General features: G+C 70.4%; 17 protein-coding genes. All 17 read left to right on the top strand.

The window, feature by feature from the left end:
- Positions 1 to 99 precede the first annotated feature (99 nt).
- The 17 genes from DNK54_RS05460 (at position 100) to pyk (ending at position 19,536) form a co-directional block, all read left to right on the top strand.
- Complete coding sequence (locus tag DNK54_RS05460; RefSeq protein WP_110205962.1) at positions 100 to 3,183, top strand: carboxypeptidase regulatory-like domain-containing protein; 3,084 nt, start codon at positions 100 to 102, stop codon at positions 3,181 to 3,183.
- Positions 3,184 to 3,245: 62 nt separating this feature from the next.
- Positions 3,246 to 3,587 (top strand): phosphoribosyl-AMP cyclohydrolase, encoded by a 342-nt coding sequence (gene hisI / locus DNK54_RS05455; protein ID WP_110205961.1) that lies wholly within the window; start codon positions 3,246 to 3,248, stop codon positions 3,585 to 3,587.
- Positions 3,584 to 4,174, top strand: a complete 591-nt coding sequence (locus DNK54_RS05450) for a Trp biosynthesis-associated membrane protein (protein ID WP_110205960.1) — start codon at positions 3,584 to 3,586, stop codon at positions 4,172 to 4,174. The genes hisI and DNK54_RS05450 overlap by 4 nt, the downstream gene beginning before the upstream one ends.
- A 67-nt stretch (positions 4,175 to 4,241) precedes the next feature.
- Positions 4,242 to 4,436, top strand: coding sequence for an HGxxPAAW family protein (locus tag DNK54_RS05445; RefSeq protein ID WP_110205959.1), 195 nt, complete (start codon positions 4,242 to 4,244; stop codon positions 4,434 to 4,436).
- A gap of 82 nt (positions 4,437 to 4,518) precedes the next feature.
- Positions 4,519 to 4,854 (top strand): DUF2752 domain-containing protein, encoded by a 336-nt coding sequence (locus DNK54_RS05440; protein WP_239459935.1) that lies wholly within the window; start codon positions 4,519 to 4,521, stop codon positions 4,852 to 4,854.
- 115 nt (positions 4,855 to 4,969) lie between these two features.
- Positions 4,970 to 5,779 carry an indole-3-glycerol phosphate synthase TrpC gene (gene trpC / locus DNK54_RS05435; RefSeq protein ID WP_110205957.1) on the top strand — a complete coding sequence of 270 codons (810 nt, stop codon included), beginning with the start codon at positions 4,970 to 4,972 and terminating at the stop codon, positions 5,777 to 5,779.
- A complete protein-coding gene (gene trpB / locus DNK54_RS05430; protein ID WP_275426247.1) occupies positions 5,776 to 6,993 on the top strand; it encodes a tryptophan synthase subunit beta in 1,218 nt (405 codons plus the stop codon). Before trpC ends, trpB begins: the two co-directional genes overlap by 4 nt.
- Positions 6,990 to 7,784 carry a tryptophan synthase subunit alpha gene (gene trpA / locus DNK54_RS05425; RefSeq protein WP_110205956.1) on the top strand — a complete coding sequence of 265 codons (795 nt, stop codon included), beginning with the start codon at positions 6,990 to 6,992 and terminating at the stop codon, positions 7,782 to 7,784. The genes trpB and trpA overlap by 4 nt, the downstream gene beginning before the upstream one ends.
- Positions 7,777 to 8,400: an SCO family protein gene (locus DNK54_RS05420; protein ID WP_110205955.1), complete on the top strand. Its 624-nt coding sequence runs from the start codon at positions 7,777 to 7,779 to the stop codon at positions 8,398 to 8,400. The genes trpA and DNK54_RS05420 overlap by 8 nt, the downstream gene beginning before the upstream one ends.
- Positions 8,397 to 9,317: a prolipoprotein diacylglyceryl transferase gene (gene lgt, locus DNK54_RS05415; RefSeq protein ID WP_110205954.1), complete on the top strand. Its 921-nt coding sequence runs from the start codon at positions 8,397 to 8,399 to the stop codon at positions 9,315 to 9,317. The genes DNK54_RS05420 and lgt overlap by 4 nt, the downstream gene beginning before the upstream one ends.
- Positions 9,238 to 10,023 (top strand): VIT1/CCC1 transporter family protein, encoded by a 786-nt coding sequence (locus tag DNK54_RS05410; RefSeq protein ID WP_110205953.1) that lies wholly within the window; start codon positions 9,238 to 9,240, stop codon positions 10,021 to 10,023. The genes lgt and DNK54_RS05410 overlap by 80 nt, the downstream gene beginning before the upstream one ends.
- Positions 10,024 to 10,033: 10 nt before the next feature.
- Positions 10,034 to 10,201, top strand: a complete 168-nt coding sequence (locus DNK54_RS21035; RefSeq protein WP_162602303.1) for a hypothetical protein — start codon at positions 10,034 to 10,036, stop codon at positions 10,199 to 10,201.
- The gene (locus DNK54_RS05405; RefSeq protein ID WP_110205952.1) at positions 10,198 to 11,166 is read left to right on the top strand and encodes a hypothetical protein; all 969 of its coding nucleotides are present in this window, start codon (positions 10,198 to 10,200) and stop codon (positions 11,164 to 11,166) included. The genes DNK54_RS21035 and DNK54_RS05405 overlap by 4 nt, the downstream gene beginning before the upstream one ends.
- On the top strand, positions 11,145 to 11,681 hold the full coding sequence (locus DNK54_RS05400) for an HNH endonuclease signature motif containing protein (protein ID WP_110205951.1): 537 nt from the start codon (positions 11,145 to 11,147) through the stop codon (positions 11,679 to 11,681). The genes DNK54_RS05405 and DNK54_RS05400 overlap by 22 nt, the downstream gene beginning before the upstream one ends.
- Positions 11,682 to 11,905: 224 nt before the next feature.
- Entirely contained in the window at positions 11,906 to 16,432 is a 4,527-nt protein-coding gene (gltB, locus tag DNK54_RS05395) for a glutamate synthase large subunit (RefSeq protein WP_110205950.1), read from the top strand.
- A complete protein-coding gene (locus tag DNK54_RS05390; RefSeq protein WP_110205949.1) occupies positions 16,425 to 17,906 on the top strand; it encodes a glutamate synthase subunit beta in 1,482 nt (493 codons plus the stop codon). The genes gltB and DNK54_RS05390 overlap by 8 nt, the downstream gene beginning before the upstream one ends.
- Positions 17,907 to 18,090: 184 nt before the next feature.
- Positions 18,091 to 19,536 carry a pyruvate kinase gene (pyk, locus tag DNK54_RS05385; RefSeq protein ID WP_110205948.1) on the top strand — a complete coding sequence of 482 codons (1,446 nt, stop codon included), beginning with the start codon at positions 18,091 to 18,093 and terminating at the stop codon, positions 19,534 to 19,536.
- Position 19,537 lies beyond the last annotated feature (1 nt).

The following is a 19,537-nucleotide window of genomic DNA, read 5'->3' as shown; positions in this document are numbered from 1 at the left end:
TCGATCTCGACGCTCGTAACGGCCTATCGCGCGACGTCGTTGCGGCAGCGAGGTTCGGCTCATCCGGTCGGCCTGCCACGACAGGGGGAGTTCGCACTGATGTCCGTCACGATCACTCGAGGGGTACGTCAGGCACTGCTGGCCGTGCTCACGTGCCTCGCGGTCGCCCTGGCCGGTCTCGGCGCTCTCCCCAGCGCCACTGCCGCGACGCCGGGCACCATCACCGGCACGGTCCGTAGTGGCGGGGTGCCGGTAGCCGGCGTGCGGATCTCCGTGGAGACGCGTCAGGTCGCCGCCGATGGCAACGAGACGTGGACCGACGTGCAGGTCACCCCGGCCGTGACCGACTCCGCCGGGCGCTACACGGTGTCGGTGGCCGAGACCGCCGCCGGTGCCGAGGGCTACGTGGTCGGATTCCACGCCGACGGCTACGCCACGCGCTACTACGACGACGCGCGCTCGCGCGAGGACGCGACCAGGCTGCGGATCACCTCCGGCAAGCAGGAGGCCGGTATCGACGCCGCGCTGGTCCGCGCCGGCGCTGCCGCCGGTGTGGTGACCAACACCGCCGGTGAGCCGATCTCCGGTGTCACCGTGACCGCGCTCTCGCTGCGTGTGACCGCCGCCGGCCTGCGCACCTGGGAGCCGGTGCCGGGTGCGGCCGCCGTCACCAACGGGCACGGGGTCTACCGGCTCGAGGCGCCGACCGGGCGCTACCGCCTGCAGTTCAGCGCTCCGGGCGGCTTCGAGACCCGCTACTACCCGAACGCGACGGTGGCAGACGAGGGCGAGTTCGTTGCTTTCGTCGCCGGCCAGCTGACGCCCTCGGTGAACGCCAGCCTGCCGAAGAAGGGCCGAGTGCTCGGCAGCCTGGTCGAGGCCGACGGATCGCTCACCGCGGAGGAGAATGCCGAGGTCGAGCTGTGGCGCGAGTACACCTGGACCGACAACGGCGAGCGCGACAGCCTGCCGCACACGTCCTGGACGATGGTGGCCACCGACGATGTCGAGAGCGGTCGCTTCTCGCTCGACGTCCCCGGCGGGACCTATCGGCTGAAGGTGCTTCTCGACGACGGCAGCGCCGGCTTCCTGCCCGGCTACGTCGGCCTCGACGAGGCCCCGTCGCTCACCGTCGCCTCGGAGGAGACGCTCCGGATGGCGCCCTCTGTGCTTCCCGTCCTCGGGACCCTCTCCGGGCGGGTCCGGGTCGACGGTAGCGGCATCAAGGACGCTCGCGTGGCACTCCACCAGTCCCTGGTCGAGCAGATCGTCGACGGTGTCCCGCAGACCCCGGTCCGCGAGATCGAGTGGCGTCCTACGCAGGCGACCGCCACCGCGGCCGACGGCACCTGGCAGCTGCAGGCTCGTCACGCCACCTATCGGCTCGACGCCCGCACGCCCGTCAACGCACCGGTCGCCTATCACCAGTGGTACGACGGCGTGACCCTCTTCCGCGACGCGACGACGCTGCGGATGGTTCGGTCGCTCAGCGGGCTCGACTTCGCCTGGGGCAAGTCGGCGGTCGCCGTCGTCCGAGACCCGTGGATCGCGGGACACAACAAGCAGGGCAACACCCTGACCGCGCACCTCGGCACCTGGGCCCCGGCCGACGCCGCCCTGACGGTGCAGTGGTACGCCGGCGGGACGCCCGTCGCCGGAGCCACCGGCACCACTCTCACCATTCCGAAGGACCTGCTGGGTGGCACGTCCGCGTCGTACTCGATCGCGGTCACGGCCACCCGGAGCGGCTACCTGCCGACGACGGTCCGCTCGCTGGCGACCACGCCGTTCACGAGCGACCTGCTCGGCGGAGGCACCCCGGCCCTCGAGAACCGCGCGCTGCCGCGCCTGGACGGGAGCCCGCGCGTCGGTGACCCGATCAGCTCCACCACAGGGGAGTGGAGCGTGACTCCTGGCACGCTGACCCGTCAGTGGCTGGTGGGCGGGGTGCCGGTGACCGGTGCGACAGGCGCCACCTACACGCCCAGCGCGGCCGACCTGGGCAAGAGCCTGCAAGTGAAGGTGACCGAGGCATCTGGCGCCACCGCCACCTCGACGGCCAGCGCCCCGGTCCGGAGCGGCTCCCTGGTCTCCCTGGCGACTCCGGCCATCACCGGAACGCCCCAGGTAGGCCGTCCGCTCACCGCGGGCGTCGGGAGCTGGTCGGTCGCGGACACTGCGCACACCTTCCAGTGGTACCGCGACGGCATCGCCGTGCCCGGCGCCACGGCCGCGACCTTCACGCCCGGCGCGGGCGACGAGGGCTCCCGGATGTCGGTCGCGGTCACCGCCAGCAAGGCCGGCTACGAGCCCGCCACCGCGCGGTCGGCCACCACCGCACCGATCAAGCCCTCCGTCGTCGACCCAGGAGAGGCGCAGACCGTCTCCAACCTGACCCTCCCGCAGGTCAGTGGGACGCCGGCAGTCGGTGCCCAGCTGACCGCAACCGACGGGACCTGGGCGCCGACGCCCGGCTCGGTGGGCCGCCAGTGGCTGCGCGACGGTGCGGTCATCCCGGGAGCCGAAACGGCCACCTACACGGTGACCGCGGCAGATGCCGGACACCGGCTGGCCTTCCAGGTCACCGCGCGCAGCTCCGGCTACCAGGACGGCGTCGCGGTCTCCGCGCCGGTCACGATCCCGGCGCTGGTGCTCCACCCCGGAGCGCCGACGATCAGCGGCAAGGCCCGGGTCGGCGCACTGCTGAGCGCTGCTCCCGGTGCCTACGAGCCGGCGCAGGCCGAGGTCGCCTACCAGTGGCTGAGCGACGGACAGCCGATCGCCGGAGCCACCGCGCGGACGCATCGCGTCGACGCGGCCGACCTGGGTGCGTTCCTCTCTGTCGCCGTGACCTACTCCCTCGACGGGGACGCCGCGGTCCGCACGTCCTCGGCCGCCGGGCCGGTGACCGCCACGTCGAAGACCACGGCACGCTTCCGGCGTACCGGCTCCCGGATGTGGGTCGACACGAAGGTCGTCGCCGTCGGCGTCGGCGCGGCGTCGGGTCGGGTCGAGGTGCGTGAGCACGGTGACAGGATCGCCCGCTCCCGTCTCGAGGGTGGTCGCACTTCCACCCGGGTGCGGCTGAGCCCCGGGAAGCACCGGCTGGTGGTCCGCTACCTCGGTGCCGGGTCGGTGCGGAGCAGCCGTGTCGTCGTCGTGGTTCGGGTGCCTCGACGCTGACGGCCTGCGACAGAGTGCGCACCGGGTGGGCCCGGGCGGGAGGCAGCACAGATAATGGACCGGTGACCGCACTCGACCCTGCTCTAGCCGCTCGCCTCAAGCGCACGGCAGACGGGCTGGTGCCCGCCGTCGTCCAGCAGCACGACACCGGTGAGGTGCTCATGCTCGGCTGGATGGACGACGAGGCACTGGCCCGCACCCTCGACACCCGGCGTGCGACCTACTGGTCGCGCTCCCGCCAGGAGTACTGGGTGAAGGGTGAGACCTCAGGCCATCGCCAGTGGGTCAAGGAGGTCCGCCTGGACTGTGACGGCGACACCCTGCTCGTCAAGGTCGACCAGGAGGGCGCTGCCTGCCACACCGGCGACCGCACCTGCTTCGACGCAGACCGGTTGGACGCATGACGCCTCGGGGGACCTTCGGTCCCGTGGTGCTGCTCGGCCTCGGGACCGGCGCACTGTGTGCCGTCGCCGGCACCAAGGACTGGGTGGTCCCCGACCTCGCTCGCGAGAGCAACCCCGCCGGCTCCACGTTGTGGGACAGCTGGGTGGTCGACGCTCCTCTGGCCGGTGCGTTGGCCCTGGTGCTGCTCGCCTGCTGGGGTGTCGTCCTGGTGACCCGTGGACGTGCCCGCCGTCTGGTCGCACTGCTTGCGTTGGTTGCCGCGATCGGCCTGATGGTCACCACGATCTGGACCGGGGTGCAGGGGCCTGACCTGCTACGCGAGAACCTGAGCGACCCGGGCGCCCAGGCGGTGCTCGGTGATCGCTCGGCGGATCCCAGCTACACGGGCTGGTTCTGGACCGCCGTGGTCGCCTCGCCCCTGGCCGTGATTGCGTCGGCCCTCGGCGTGCGGCTGGCTCCTCAGTGGCCCGAGATGGGCAGCCGGTACGACGCCCCGTCCTCAGCCCCGGGCGCCGGCTCTGCCGTGCCTGAGGACAATCTGGACATCTGGAAGGCGATCGACGAGGGCGAGGACCCCACCGCCTGAGCTCCTCCCGGAGCACCTCGTCTAGACTCACTCCCGATCCGCCCCGTTCTGCGAGGAGACGCACCGCATGTCTGCACACCACGGCAACACCCCGGCAGCCTGGACCGCTGTGGCGGTGGCCATGGCCGGCTTCCTGGTGGCGAGCATCGCCCTGATGCTGTCGCCGATCAGCCTGCCGCTGATGTGGGTGGGCTTCGGCATGGTCCCGGTCTCCCTGGTGATCTTCGTGGTGATGACCAAGATGGGCTACGGAGACGCCTGACCTGGCACGGCCCGCACCGGCGACGACGGCTCGTCGCTGGTGGTGGCCGCTCGGCACCGCCGCTGCGGCACTGGCTGCCACGGTGGCGCTGCGGCTGCGCGATCCACATGAGTCCGGCTCCTGGGGCTACTGCCCCTGGAAGTTGCTCCTCGGGGTCGACTGCCCCGGCTGCGGCGGCCTGCGAGCCGTCAACGACCTGACCCATGGTGACGTGCTGAGTGCAGCCTCCAGCAACCTGATCGTCGTCCTGGTCGTTCCGGTCGCGGTGCTGACCTGGTTGTTCTGGGTGCTCCGGCTGCGCCGGGGGAGCGGTGGCTTCCCGGCGGTGCCTACGTGGGCCTGGGGATCGGCTCTCGTGCTGTTGGCCGGCTTCACCGTCGTGCGCAATCTGCCGTTCGGCTCCTGGCTCGCCGCCTGAGCGCACGTACGGAGGGGGGCTGCCCCGGCGCCCGCATGACGAGCCCGGGCGCGGCAGGCTGGAGCGGGGTGAGAAGGTTGTCGTGGTCTCCGACGTGGAAGGGTGAGAACTGGGCATGTCCGTGCTCGATGACATCGTGGCCGGTGTCCGGCTCGACCTGGCAGCGCGCCGGGCCGAGGTGGACGACGAGGCGATCCGCGCCCTGGCTGCGGCCACCCCTGAACCTCGTGACCCGATGCCCCACTTCCGGGCGCCCGGCATCAGCGTGATCGCCGAGATCAAGCGCCGCAGTCCCAGCAAGGGCGACCTGGCACCGATCCCCGACCCCACGGTGCTGGCCGATGCCTACGCCCAGGGCGGCGCTGCCGCGATCAGCGTGCTCACCGAGGAGCGCCGCTTCCACGGCAGCCTGGCTGATCTGCGGGCGGTGCGGAGCGCGGTGGAGACGCCATTGCTGCGCAAGGACTTCGTGGTCGACGCCTACCAGATCCACGAGGCGCGGGCCGCCGGCGCCGACCTGGTGCTGCTCATCGTCGCCGCCCTCGACGACACCCGGCTGCACGCGCTGCATGCGGAGGCGGTCGCGCTCGGGCTCACCCCGCTGATCGAGGTGCACGACGAGGTGGAGACGCGCCGCGCGGTCGACCTCGGCGCGGAGCTGATCGGCGTCAACGCCCGCAACCTCAAGACCCTGGCCGTCGACAACGACACCTTTGGTCGACTGGCCCCCCTGGTCCCCGACGATCGCGTCCTGGTGGCCGAGTCCGGGATCACCGGGCCTGCCGACGTACGCCGCTTTGCCGGCGAGGGCGCCCGCGTGGTGCTGGTCGGCGAGGCCCTGGTGAAGGACGGCGACCCCACCGGCGCCGTCCGTGCCATGACCGGCATCACCGCCGCAACCACTGCTCCGGGAGGACAGTCGTGACCCAGTACGCCGCAGACGAGCGGGGCTTCTTCGGCGACTTCGGTGGCCGCTTCATGCCTGAGGCGCTGGTGGCAGCGCTCGACGAGCTCGACGTCGCCTGGCGCGAGGCGATGGCCGACCCTGCTTTCATCGCCGACTTCGAGGCGATCATCCGTGACTACGCGGGTGCCCCGAGCCGGCTCTACCACGCCGAGCGGCTCTCCCAGCAGGCCGGCGTGACGGTGCTGCTCAAGCGCGAGGACCTCAACCACACGGGGGCGCACAAGATCCGCAACGTCCTCGGCCAGGCGATGCTCACCAAGCGGATGGGCAAGACCCGGGTGATCGCCGAGACCGGTGCCGGCCAGCACGGGGTGGCCAGCGCGACCGCTGCGGCGTACTTCGGCCTGGACTGCACGGTCTACATGGGTGCGGTCGACACGCGTCGGCAGGCCCTCAACGTCGCCCGTATGCAGTTGCTGGGAGCCACGGTGATCCCGGTCGAGTCGGGCTCGGCGACCCTCAAGGACGCCATCAACGAAGCGTTGCGCGACTGGGTCGCCAGCGTCGACCACACGGCGTACCTCTTCGGCACGGCCGCGGGTCCGCACCCGTTCCCGAGCATGGTGCGCGACTTCTGCCGCGGGATCGGCGACGAGGCTCGCGCCCAGTGCCTGGAGCAGTTCGGACGGCTTCCGGACGCCATCGCCGCCTGCGTCGGCGGTGGGTCGAACGCGATCGGGCTCTTCACCGCCTTCCTCGACGACCCGAGCGTCGACATCTACGGCTTCGAGGCTGGGGGGGAGGGGGTCGACACGCCCCGCCACGCCGCCACCATCCACGCCGGCCAGAGTGGCGTGCTGCACGGTGCCCGCACCTACGTGCTGCAGGACGAGGACGGCCAGACGATCGAATCGCACTCGATCTCGGCCGGTCTCGACTACCCGGGCGTCGGGCCGCAGCACTCCCACCTCGCCGCCGTCGGCCGGGCCGTCTACGAGCCGGTCACCGACACCGAGGCGATGGACGCCTTGGCGCTGCTGAGCCGCACCGAGGGCATCATCCCGGCAGTCGAGTCGGCCCATGCGCTCGCCGGTGCACTGCGGATCGCGCCGAGGCTGCGCGAGGAGAAGGGCGAGGACGCCCTCCTCCTGGTGAACCTCAGTGGTCGCGGCGACAAGGACATGGGCACCGCCATCGAATGGTTCGGGCTCGGCGGGGAGGAGACCTCATGAGCGTCCAGCGCGCCTTCGACCGGGCCAAGGCGGAGGGTCGCTCCGCGCTCGTCGGCTATCTTCCGGCGGGTTTCCCCGACGTCCCCGGTGCCATCGAGGCGATCACCACCATCGTCGAAGCCGGCGTCGATGTGGTCGAGATCGGCCTGCCCTACTCCGACCCCGTGATGGACGGGCCCACGATCCAGGCAGCCGCCCAGGCGGCACTCGAGGGCGGGATCCGCACGGCCGACGTGCTGCGCACGGTCGAGGCCGTTGCGGCGACGGGCGTGCCGACGGTCGTGATGACCTACTGGAACCCGGTCGAGCGGTACGGCGTCGAGCGCTTCGCCGCGGACCTTGCCAACGCCGGCGGCTCCGGCCTGATCACTCCGGACATCACGCCTGACTACGGCGGCGAGTGGATCGCCGCGGCGGACGCGCACGACCTCGACAAGATCTTCCTGGTCGCACCGTCCTCGACCGACGAGCGGATCGCGATGACGACGGCGAGCTGCCGGGGCTTCGTCTATGCGACCGCGGTCATGGGGGTGACCGGTGCCCGCACCACGACAAGCGACCTGGCCGAGCCTCTGGTCGCCCGCACGAAGGCTACGACCGACCTGCCGGTCGGGGTCGGCCTCGGCGTCTCCACCGGCGCCCAGGCTGCTGAGGTCGCCCGGTTCGCCGACGGTGTCATCGTCGGCTCGGCGTTCGTCCGCGCCATCCAGCAGGCCGGCGACCAGGCGGCGGCGGTCAAGGCGCTGCGCGCCCTGACCGAGGAGTTGGCGGCGGGAGTACGCGGTGCGTAGTGGCATCGGCTCGCGACGGCGCCGAGCGCTCGGGGCCGTCGTGCTCGCCGGCGCCCTGATCGTCAGCGGCTGTGCCAAGGCCGACACCAAGGACGGTGAGCTGAGCGCTCAGGTGCTCAAGACGCCGTGGACCGCCGCTGCTACCGCTCTGACCGATACCTCCGGCGCTTCCTACTCGTTGGCGGAGCAGCCGAGCAAGCCGCTCACCCTGGTCTTCTTCGGCTACGCCAAGTGCCCTGACATCTGTCCGATGGTGATGGGCAACATCGCCAGTGCGCTGACCCGCATCGGTGACGAGGTGAAGGATGTCGACGTGGTGTTCGTGACCACCGACCCCGCACGTGACACCGAGTCGGCGCTGCGCCGCTACCTCGACCGGTTCAACCCCGGGTTCATCGGCCTCACCGGCTCGCTCGCCGACCTGGAGGAGGCAGCAGCCTCTTTCCACGTCGTCTTCGAGACCGAGAAGAAGCTCCCCTCCGGGGGGTACGACGTCACCCACGGCACTCAGATCTTCGCGCTCGATGCCGCCGGCGAGGTCGGTCACTACTGGTCGCAGGATGTGAGCGCACAGGCTCTCGCCCAGGACATCTCCCTGTTGTTGGAGGATTCGTGAGCATCTGGACCATCCCGAGCCCCTCGGAGTCCATCTGGCACCTGGGGCCGCTCCCGCTGCGGGCATACGCGCTGTGCATCGTCCTGGGCATCGTCGCGGCCATCTGGATCGGCGAGCGACGCTGGGTGGCTCGCGGTGGCCAGGCGGGCCAGATGACCGACGTGGCGGTGTGGGCGGTGCCGTTCGGGATCGTTGGCGCACGTCTCTATCACGTGCTCACCGACTGGCAGCTCTACTTCGGCGACGGTGCCCCGCGCCGGCCGGTCGAGGCGCTCTACATCTGGCAGGGCGGCCTCGGGATCTGGGGAGCGATCGCGCTGGGTGCGGTCGGTGCCGTCATCGGCGCTCGACGGATGGGGCTACGGCTCCTGCCCGTGCTCGACGCACTGGCTCCGGGGGTTCTGGTCGCCCAGGCGATGGGACGGTTCGGGAACTACTTCAACCAGGAGCTCTTCGGCAAGCCCACCGAGCTGCCCTGGGCGCTCTCGGTCTCACCGTCGACGGCGATCGAGGCAGGCTATCCGGCCGGCACGACCTTCCACCCGACGTTCCTCTACGAGGCGATCTGGAACCTCGCCGCGTTCGCGCTGCTGCTCTGGCTCGACCGCCGCTTCCGGGTCGGTCACGGCCGCATGGTCGCGCTCTACGTGATGGCCTACACCGCCGGGCGCGGCTGGATCGAGATGCTGCGCATCGACTCCGTCCAGCTCGATGACGTCCTCGGCCTGCGGTGGAACGTGTGGACCTCGATCCTGCTCTTCGCCGCCGCGGCGCTCTACTTCATCCTCTCCTTGCGACGTGCCCCAGGACGTGAGGAATCGGTCTACCGTGAGGGCCATGAGCCAGTCGATGACACCTCCGCAGCCGGAGCCGAGCCCGGTGACGGCGTCGACGCCGCCGAGCGTGGAGACGCCTGAGACGCCACCGATCGGGCACGAGCACTCCGATGTCTCCGGCGGTTGGTTGAGACCGGCGGTCTTCGGCGCCATGGACGGCCTGGTCTCCAACGCCGCGCTGATCGCGGGCGTGGCAGGCGGCACGCAGGACGCGACGGACAGCAACGCGGTGGTCCTGGCCGGCTTGGCGGGCCTCGCTGCCGGTGCCTTCTCGATGGCAGCCGGAGAGTACGCCTCGGTCGCCAGCCAGTCGGAGGCCGCAGAACGAGAGATCGCCAAGGAGCGCCAGGAGATCCTGACGAACCCGGAGGCCGAGCGGGCCGAGCTGGTCGAGATGCTCACCGAGAAGGGGCTCGATGCCGAGCTCGCCGAAGAGGTGGCGACCCAGGTGCACCGCAACGTCGACGCGGCCGTGGCGGTGCATGCGATGGAGGAGTTCGGTGTCGACCCCGACGAGCTCGCGTCGCCGACCGTCGCCGCCGTCTCCTCCTTCCTCTCCTTCTCGCTCGGTGCTCTCGTTCCCGTGGTTCCGTTCCTCGTCGACGGCGACGCCCTGCCATGGGCGATCGGGCTCACCCTCGTCGCGCTGTTCCTCTGCGGAGCGGTGGTGACGCGGCTGACCAGTCGCCCCTGGTGGTTCGGCGGGCTGCGCCAGGTGCTGCTGGGCGGTGCGGCCTTCGTGCTGACCTTCTGGATCGGCAGCCTGGTAGGCGCCGGTCTCGGCTGATCCCCGCGCGGTGGTCGAGCGTGTCGAGACCCGGGCGGTGGTCGAGCCTGTCGAGACCGGGGCGGTGGTCGAGCCTGTCGAGACCGGGGCGGTGGTCGAGCCTGTCGAGACCGGGGCGGTGGTCGAGCCTGTCGAGACCCGGCTTGCGTCGGGGCCTCGTGCTGGACTGTCGTCATGATCGAGATCGATGCCAGGCACCAGCCGCACGAGGTCGCTGACCTCGACGGCGGGACGTTGCTCGGCCTCATCTCCGAAGACCGGGTGCGCCGGTGGAAGGGCGCTCGCCGCGATCTCCGTCTTGCTTACCAGTGGGCGGTCCTGAACCCGCCCACTGCCGACCAGCCACGTGCGGTTCTGGCCGAGCAGTGCCTGTACCCCGACGACGCTGACCTGAAGGTGTCGGGTGAAGGCACCCCGGATGTGGCGGTGTTGGCGGTCGAAGACCTCTCGGCCGCTGCGTGCATCTCCCGTGCTGCCGCGCTGGCCTTGATCGCCGACACCCTGGACCTCCACCACCGCCTCCCTCTGCTGTGGAGCAAGGTCGAAGACCTGGCGATGCCGGGATGGACGGCCCGCCGGGTCGCCGAGCTCACCCGTCGCCTCTCCTTCCGCGCCGCCCGATGGTTCGACACCGAGCTGCACAAGACCGGTCGCACCGGGTGGCCGACCATCGAACGGACCCTGGCGCAGGCAACGGTGACGTTCCACCCCGAACTCGTCCGTGACCCCCGAGCCCCGAAGAGTCGTGATGACTGGGGAGTCTGGGTCCAACATCCCCAGGCCCGCGACGGCTCTGTCTGCGCGGCGGTGGGCGGCACCAGCGAACTCACGGCGTTCGGCGACTCGCTGGACCTGGCCCGGTTCCTCGACCTGCTCACGACCGAGGCTGCCGCGCTCGCGGTGCTGGGAGACACCGGCACCCTGCAACAACGCCGCGCCACAGCCCTTGGCCGGCTGGCGGAGGACGGTCAGCCCACGCTGGGCTTCGACCAGGCCGGCACCACGGGCCGCGGCCACGACAGCCCCGGACACGGCAGAGCGGAGGGCGACAGCACCGCGAACGCCGCTGCCGGCGGCGGGACGGGCGGCGCACCACGTCCCGCGCCGAGTCGGGGCTGCGGGTGTTCGCGCACCTCTCACTGACCGATCTGCTCGCCTTGACCGGCCAGCCGCCGGAGGGCTTCGGAGCCGATCCGGGCGATGACGTCGGGATCGTCTCTACCGACCGCCTCGGGCAGATCCTCACCACACAACTACGGGACTGGCTCCGTCGCCACGGGTCCCTTGCCACGGTCGCTCCGGTCATCGACATGGCGCGCGGAAGGGATCCGAGCGAGCGGACCGACTCGCATGATCCGCCAGGGTGGCTCGACACCCAGGTCCGGCTCCGCGACCCGAATTGCGTCTATCCGGGCTGTAGGCGTTCGAGTTGGGACTGCGACCTGGACCACATCGATCCCTACGTCCCACCTGATGCCGGCGGCCCGCCGGGGCAGACCCGATCAGAGAACCTCGCGCCCCTGTGCCGGCGGCATCACCTGGTCAAGACAACCGGCCGGTGGCGCTACCGGCGCCTGGCCGATGGGTCCTACCTCTGGACCAACCGGCACCAGCAACGCTGGTTGGTCAGCCCCGACGGCGCTACGCCGCTCGAGTAGTCGGGTCTCGGGTCTCGGGTCTCGACAAGCTCGACCACCGGGGTCGCTCCCACCGGGTCACTCATGGTCTCCACGGCTGAGTTGACAAGCAGGTGGGCGGTCGGTGTTAGAGTTGCGCCACCCGCCGGGCCAACGTCGTCCCGTGCAGTCTGCACTTTCCACCGCGACGTGGCCCCGGGCATCTCTCCTGGCCGACACGTCGCTGACGACGACGGGAGAATGTCATGCACGCATTCCCGCCGCCGCAAGGGTTGTATGACGGCCGCTTCGAGCACGACGCCTGCGGCGTCGCCTTCGTGGCAACCCTGACCGGCGAAGCCAGTCACACCATCGTGGCGCAGGCGCTCACCGCGCTGCGCAACCTCGAGCACCGAGGCGCCGCTGGCGCCGAGACCAACTCCGGCGACGGCGCCGGCATCCTGATGCAGGTTCCCGACGCGTTCCTGCGTGCTGTTGCCGGCTTCGAGCTGCCGGCACCGGGGGAGTACGCCGTGGGCACCGCGTTCCTGCCCGGCGACCCCGATCAGGTGGCCGGCACCCGCGCCCGGATCGAGGAGATCGCCAAGGAGGAAGGGCTCAGCGTGCTCGGCTGGCGTGAGGTGCCGGTGAACCCCGCCTCACTCGGCGCGACCGCGCTGGCCTGCATGCCGGCGTTCGCGCAGCTGTTCGTCTCCGGGCCCAGCGGCGACCGGATGGCGTTGGAGCGACTGGCCTTCTGCCTGCGCAAGCGGGCCGAGCGGGAGACCGAGGTGTACTTCCCGTCACTCTCCTCGCGCACGCTCGCCTACAAGGGCATGCTCACTACCGACCAGCTCGACCAGGTCTTCCCTGACCTGGTCGACGAGCGTGTCGCCAGCGCGGTCGCGGTCGTGCACTCGCGCTTCTCGACCAACACCTTCCCGAGCTGGCCGCTGGCCCACCCGTTCCGCTTCATCGCCCACAACGGTGAGATCAACACCGTCATGGGCAACCGCAACTGGATGCGGGCCCGCGAGGCGCTGCTGGCCAGCGACCTGATCCCGGGCGACCTGCAGCGGCTGTTCCCGATCTGTACCCCCGGAGCCTCCGACTCGGCCTCGTTCGACGAGGTGCTCGAGCTGCTCCACCTCGGTGGTCGCTCACTGCCCCACTCAGTGCTGATGATGATCCCGGAGGCATGGGAGAACAACCCGGAGATGGATCCGGCGCGGCGCTCCTTCTACGAGTTCCACTCGGCCTTGATGGAACCGTGGGACGGACCGGCCTGCGTTGTCTTCACCGACGGCACGCAGGTGGGCGCGGTGCTGGACCGCAACGGTCTGCGCCCGTCCCGCTACTGGGTCACCGACGACGGTCTGGTCGTGCTCGCCTCCGAGGTCGGCGTGCTCGACCTCGACCCCGCTTCGATCGTCCGCAAGGGCCGGCTCCAGCCGGGCCGGATGTTCCTGGTCGACACCGAGCAGCACCGGATCATCGAGGACGAGGAGATCAAGGCCGGCCTGGCCGGTGCCGCGCCGTACGCCGACTGGCTCGACGGCGGCCTGATCAACCTCAACGACATCCCCAACCGCGAGCACATCGTGCACACCCACGCGTCGGTGACCCGGCGCCAGCAGGTGTTCGGCTACACCGAGGAGGAGCTCCGGGTCCTCCTCGCGCCGATGGCCAACACCGCTGCCGAGCCGCTGGGGTCGATGGGCACCGACTCGCCGATCGCGGCGTTGTCGGAGAAGCCGCGGCTGCTCTTCGACTACTTCACGCAGCTCTTCGCCCAGGTCACCAACCCGCCCCTGGACGCCATCCGTGAGGAGCTGGTGACCTCGCTGAACGGCAGCATCGGGCCGGAGGCCAACCTGCTCGACGCAGGCCCCGACTCCTGCCGTCAGATCGTGGTCCCGTTCCCGGTGATCGACAACGACGAGCTCGCGAAGATCCGGTTCGCCGATCGCGAGGGCGACCTGCCGGGCCTGCGCACCCACGTGGCGCGGGGGCTCTACCCGGTGGCCGGGGGAGGCGCCGCCCTGGCCGAGCGGCTGACGGAGATCTGCGCCGAGGTGTCGACGGCCATCAGCGACGGCGCTCAGGTCATCGTGCTCTCCGACCGGCACTCCACCGCTGATCTTGCCCCGATCCCGTCGCTCCTGCTCACCGCGGCGGTCCACCACCACCTGGTGCGGGAGAAGACCCGCACCCAGGTCGGTCTGGTCGTCGAGGCCGGCGACGTGCGCGAGGTCCACCATGTCGCGCTGCTGGTGGGCTACGGCGCCGCGGCAGTCAACCCCTACCTCGCCATGGAGTCGGTCGAGGACCTGGCTGCGGAGGGCTACTTCGTCAGCGCCGAGCCTGCGGTCGCGGTTCGCAACCTCGTGAAGTCGCTCGGCAAGGGCGTGCTGAAGGTGATGTCCAAGATGGGCATCTCCACCGTCGCCTCCTACACCGGAGCCCAGGTCTTCGAGGCGATCGGTCTCTCGCACGAACTCGTCGACCAGTACTTCACCGGCACCACGTCGAAGCTGGGCGGTGTCGGGATCGACACGATCGCCGAAGAGGTCGCGCGCCGCCACGCAACGGCGTACCCCCGCAACGGCATCCTGCCGGCGCACCGGGAGCTGGAGATCGGCGGTGAGTACCAATGGCGGCGCGAGGGTGAGCCGCACCTGTTCGATCCCGAGACCGTCTTCCGGCTCCAGCACGCGACCCGGGCCGGGCGCTACGACATCTTCAAGCAGTACACGGCGCGCATCGACGAGCAGTCGGAGCGGCTGATGACGCTGCGCGGCCTCTTCCGGTTCAAGGGTGAGGATGCGACCGGCCGGGCGTCGGTGCCGATCGACGAGGTCGAGCCGGCCTCGGAGATCGTCAAGCGGTTCTCGACGGGCGCGATGTCCTACGGATCGATCAGCCGGGAGGCACACGAGACCCTGGCGATCGCGATGAACCGGTTGGGCGCGAAGTCCAACACCGGTGAGGGCGGCGAGGACCCCGACCGGCTCTACGACCCGGAGCGTCGCTCGGCGATCAAGCAGGTTGCCTCTGGCCGCTTCGGCGTCACCAGCGAGTACCTCACCAATGCCGACGACATCCAGATCAAGATGGCCCAGGGTGCGAAGCCGGGTGAGGGCGGGCAGCTGCCCGGCCACAAGGTCTACCCCTGGGTGGCGCGGACCCGGCACAGCACCCCGGGCGTGGGGCTGATCTCGCCGCCGCCGCACCACGACATCTACTCGATCGAGGACCTCGCCCAGCTGATCCACGACCTCAAGAACGCCAACCCGGCGGCGCGGGTCCACGTGAAGCTGGTCTCCGAAGTCGGTGTCGGCACGGTCGCGGCAGGCGTCTCGAAGGCGCACGCCGATGTGGTGCTCGTCTCCGGGCACGACGGCGGCACGGGCGCGTCTCCGCTCACCTCCCTCAAGCATGCGGGAGGTCCTTGGGAGCTCGGTCTGGCCGAGACCCAGCAGACCCTGCTGCTCAACGGACTGCGGGACCGGATCGTGGTGCAGACCGATGGTCAGCTCAAGACCGGCCGCGACGTCGTGATCGCCGCCCTTCTGGGTGCCGAGGAGTTCGGTTTCGCGACCGCGCCGCTCGTCGTTTCGGGCTGCATCATGATGCGGGTCTGCCACCTCGACACCTGCCCGGTCGGCGTCGCCACCCAGAACCCCGTGCTGCGTGAACGGTTCACCGGCAAGCCGGAGTTCGTGGAGAACTTCTTCACCTACATCGCCGAGGAGGTGCGAGAGCTCCTGGCGGAGCTGGGCTTCCGTACGTTGGAGGAGGCGGTCGGCCAGGTGCAGACGCTCGACGTCGAGCGTGCGGTCGACCACTGGAAGGCCGCCGGTCTCGACCTGAGCCCGGTGCTGCACCTGCCGGAGCTGCCGGTCGGGGCTGCGCTGCGCCGTACCACCGAGCAGGACCACGGGCTTGAGGCGGCGCTTGATCAGGAGCTGATCCGGATCGCCGCTCCGGCGCTCGAACGCGGCGAGCCGGTGCGGGCGCAGATCGCGGTCCGCAACGTGAACCGCACGGTCGGCACCATGCTCGGTCACGAGGTCACCAAGCGCTATCGCGGCGCCGGCCTTCCGGACGGCACCATCGACCTGACCTTCACCGGCTCCGCGGGCCAGTCCTTCGGCGCGTTCCTGCCGTCGGGGATCACCCTGCGGCTGGAGGGCGACGCGAACGACTACGTCGGCAAGGGACTCTCCGGCGGCCGGGTCGTTGTCCGGCCCGCCCGTGAGGCCCGGTTCGAAGCGCGCGAGCAGGTGATCGCCGGCAACACGATCGGGTACGGCGCGACCTCGGGCGAGCTCTTCCTGCGTGGCCTGGCCGGCGAGCGTTTCTGCGTGCGCAACTCTGGCGCGACCGCCGTCGTCGAGGGCGTCGGTGACCACGGCTGCGAGTACATGACGGGTGGCCGGGTCGTCGTCCTGGGACCCACCGGCCGCAACCTGGCGGCCGGCATGTCAGGCGGCTACGCGTTCGTGCTGGACCTCGACGAGAGCCGTGTCAACCGTGAGCTCGTCGACCTGGGACCGGTAAGCGACAAGGCGGCCGAGGAGCTCCACGAGCTCGTTGTCCGTCACCACGAGGAGACCGGATCGACGGTCGCCGAGGAACTGCTGGCCGACTGGGCGAACGCGCTCGGTCGATTCACCGAGGTCATGCCCCGGGACTTCCGCCGCGTGCTGGACGCACGCGCCGAGGCCCGCGCGGCAGGTCTGGACGAGGACCAGACCGAGGCCCGGATCATGGAGGTGCTTCATGGCTGACCCCAAGGGCTTCCTCAAGGACGGTCGGCAGATCGCCGAGCGCCGTCCCGTCGAGGAGCGTGTGCAGGACTGGAACGAGGTCTACCCCGGTGGGATCGGGCGTGCCCTGCTGCCGATCATCAGCAAGCAGGCCGGACGCTGCATGGACTGCGGCATCCCGTTCTGCCATCAGGGCTGCCCGCTGGGCAACATCATCCCGGAGTGGAACGACCTGGTCTGGCGCGACGACTGGTCGGGCGCGATGGACCGGCTGCACGCGACCAACAACTTCCCGGAGTTCACCGGGCGCCTCTGCCCGGCACCCTGTGAGACCGCCTGCGTACTGGGGATCAACCAGGACCCGGTGACGATCAAGAACGTCGAGGTCTCGATCATCGACCGTGCTTGGGAGAGCGGCGTTGCGCCTCAGCCGCCGGAGTGGCTGACCGGCAAGACGGTCGCCGTCGTCGGCTCGGGGCCGGCCGGGCTGGCCACTGCCCAGCAGCTCACCCGCGCCGGTCACACGGTGGCTGTCTACGAGCGTGCCGACCAGATCGGCGGACTGCTCCGTTACGGCATCCCCGAGTTCAAGATGGAGAAGTCGCACATCGACCGTCGGCTGGACCAGATGCGCCGCGAGGGCACGGTCTTCCGGGCCGGTGTCGACGTGGGCGCCTCGGTGACGGGGGAGCAGCTGCGCAACCGGTTCGACGCGGTCGTGCTCGCGATCGGCTCGACCCTGCCACGGGAGCTGCCCGTGCCGGGGCGGGAGCTCGGCGGCATCCACCAGGCGATGGAGTACCTGCCGCAGGCCAACCGAGTCGCCGTCGGTATGCCGGCCACGGACGACGAGAGCGAGCAGATCCTCGCCACGGGCAAGGACGTCGTGATCATCGGCGGCGGCGACACCGGCGCCGACTGTCTCGGTACGGCGCTCCGCCAGGGGGCCGCCTCGGTCACCCAGCTGGAGATCATGAGTCGTCCGACGGAGGAGCGGCCGACGGGGCAGCCCTGGCCCACCTATCCGATGCTCTTCCGGGTCTCGTCGGCCCATGAGGAGGGCGCCCAGCTCGACGTACAGAGCCGGGTCTATGCCGTCTCGACGCAGGAGTTCCTCGGCGACGAGGACGGGCACGTGCGGGCGCTGCGGTTGGTCGAGGTCGACGCCTCCTTCCAGCCGGTGCCGGGCACCGAGCGGGAGATCCCGGCGCAGCTGGTGCTCTTCGCGATGGGCTTCGTCGGCCCGCAGCGGGAGGGCCTCGTCGAGCAGCTCGGCGTCGAACTGGACGAGCGCGGCAACATCGTCCGTGACGGCAGCTACGCCACGACCGTCGAGGGCGTCTTCTGCGCTGGCGACGCCGGCCGTGGCCAGTCGCTGATCGTGTGGGCGATCGCCGAGGGCCGCTCGGCAGCCGCCGCGGTCGATGCCTATCTCACCGGGTCCACGGCGCTGCCTGCCCCGATCCCGCCGACCGCCCGCCCCCTGGCGGTCTGAGCAGCCCGGCCCCCCGGGGTCGGACGCTCCCGGAGGTCAAAGGCTCCTGGGAGTTGGCCGCTCCCGGAGGTCGAGCTTGTCGAGACCGGTCTGTGATCTCGACAAGCTCGATCACCAGGGGCTCGATTGCCGGAGGCCCGGCTCCGTTCACGTTGCGGACAACTCGGCCGAGTAGGGTTCAGGGGTGCGAAGAGCGAAGATCGTGTGCACCCTCGGCCCTGCCTCCTCTGCCCCTGAAGACATCCGTGCGTTGGTCGACGCCGGCATGGATGTGGCGCGGATGAACATGAGCCACGGCACCCATGACGACCACCGGCAGAACTACGAGCGAGTCCGGGAGGCCGCCGCCGCAGCAGGGCGCGCGGTCGGCGTCTTCGCCGACCTCCAAGGTCCCAAGATCCGTCTCGGAAACATCGCCGGCGGCCCGGTCCTGCTTGAGCACGGGCAGCTCTTCTCGATCACCACCCGCGACGTACCCGGCGACGCGCAGCTTGCGTCGACGACCTATGCAGGGCTGCCGCAGGACGTGCACGTCGGCGACCCGGTGCTGATCGACGACGGCAAGGTGCGCCTCCGGGTGACCGCGTTCACCCGCGACACGGTGGAGACGCGTGTCGAGGTCGGTGGGCCGATCAGCGACCACAAGGGAATCAACCTGCCCGGCGTCGCGGTGTCGGTGCCGGCGCTCTCGGAGAAGGACATCGAGGATCTCCGGTTCGCGCTGGAGCTCGGCGTGGACTTCATCGCGCTCTCCTTCGTGCGCAACGGCAACGACGTCGACGGCGTCCGCGCCGTGATGGACGAGGTCGGTGTGCGGGTCCCCGTGATCGCCAAGATCGAGAAGCCGCAGGCGGTCGAGAACATCGACGACATCATCCGCTGCTTCGACGCGGTCATGGTCGCTCGCGGCGACCTCGGCGTGGAGTGCCCGCTGGAGGACGTGCCGTTCATCCAGAAGATGGTCATCGAGAAGGCGCGGCGCAACGCGAAGCCGGTCATCGTGGCGACCCAGATGCTCGAGTCGATGATCGGCGCGCCGGCACCGACCCGGGCGGAGGCGTCGGACGTCGCCAACGCGGTGCTCGACGGCGCCGACGCGGTGATGCTGTCGGGGGAGACCAGCATCGGCAGGTACCCCCTGCAGACGGTCCGGACGATGGCCAGGATCCTCACCTCGGCCGAGGAACGCGGTCTGGACAAGACCGCCGTGATCGACTGGCAGCCCCACACCAAGGGTGGCATCATCGCCAAGGCGGCTGCCGAGGTCGCGGAGCGGGTTGAAGCCCGCTACCTCGTCGCTTTCACGCAGAGTGGTGACTCGGCGCGACGCGTCTCCCGCTATCGCGGCCATATCCCGGTGCTCGCCTTCACGCCGTTGGCCAAGGTGCGTGACCAGCTCGCGCTCACCTGGGGGGTGGAGACCTTCCGGACCCCGGAGGTCGAGCACACCGACCAGATGGTGATGCAGGTGGACGAGGCCCTCCTGCAGCACGGGCGTGCGGCGGAGGGCGACCTGGTGGTGATCATCTTCGGTGCTCCTCCGGGCATCCCGGGCTCGACCAACGCCGTACACATCCACCGGATGGGCGATGCCATCAACGGGGTGGTCCCCGCCTACCAGCGTCGGTAGT

Origin of the sequence: Nocardioides daejeonensis (assembly GCF_003194585.1) — a bacterium.
GTDB lineage: Bacteria > Actinomycetota > Actinomycetes > Propionibacteriales > Nocardioidaceae > Nocardioides > Nocardioides daejeonensis.
The sequence above is the reverse complement of the archived record's forward strand: the minus strand, read 5'-3'. Positions and strand labels throughout refer to the sequence as shown.

Bases quoted from the DNA above. Each gene is read 5' to 3' on its own strand.
- DNK54_RS05450 (WP_110205960.1), top strand. From the start codon at position 3,584: ATGACGCCTCGGGGGACCTTCGGTCCCGTGGTGCTGCTCGGCCTCGGG.
- trpA (WP_110205956.1), top strand. From the start codon at position 6,990: ATGAGCGTCCAGCGCGCCTTCGACCGGGCCAAGGCGGAGGGTCGCTCC.
- trpC (WP_110205957.1), top strand. From the start codon at position 4,970: ATGTCCGTGCTCGATGACATCGTGGCCGGTGTCCGGCTCGACCTGGCA.
- DNK54_RS05460 (WP_110205962.1), top strand. From the start codon at position 100: ATGTCCGTCACGATCACTCGAGGGGTACGTCAGGCACTGCTGGCCGTG.
- DNK54_RS05390 (WP_110205949.1), top strand. From the start codon at position 16,425: ATGGCTGACCCCAAGGGCTTCCTCAAGGACGGTCGGCAGATCGCCGAG.
- DNK54_RS05445 (WP_110205959.1), top strand. From the start codon at position 4,242: ATGTCTGCACACCACGGCAACACCCCGGCAGCCTGGACCGCTGTGGCG.
- DNK54_RS05410 (WP_110205953.1), top strand. From the start codon at position 9,238: ATGAGCCAGTCGATGACACCTCCGCAGCCGGAGCCGAGCCCGGTGACG.
- gltB (WP_110205950.1), top strand. From the start codon at position 11,906: ATGCACGCATTCCCGCCGCCGCAAGGGTTGTATGACGGCCGCTTCGAG.
- DNK54_RS05405 (WP_110205952.1), top strand. From the start codon at position 10,198: ATGATCGAGATCGATGCCAGGCACCAGCCGCACGAGGTCGCTGACCTC.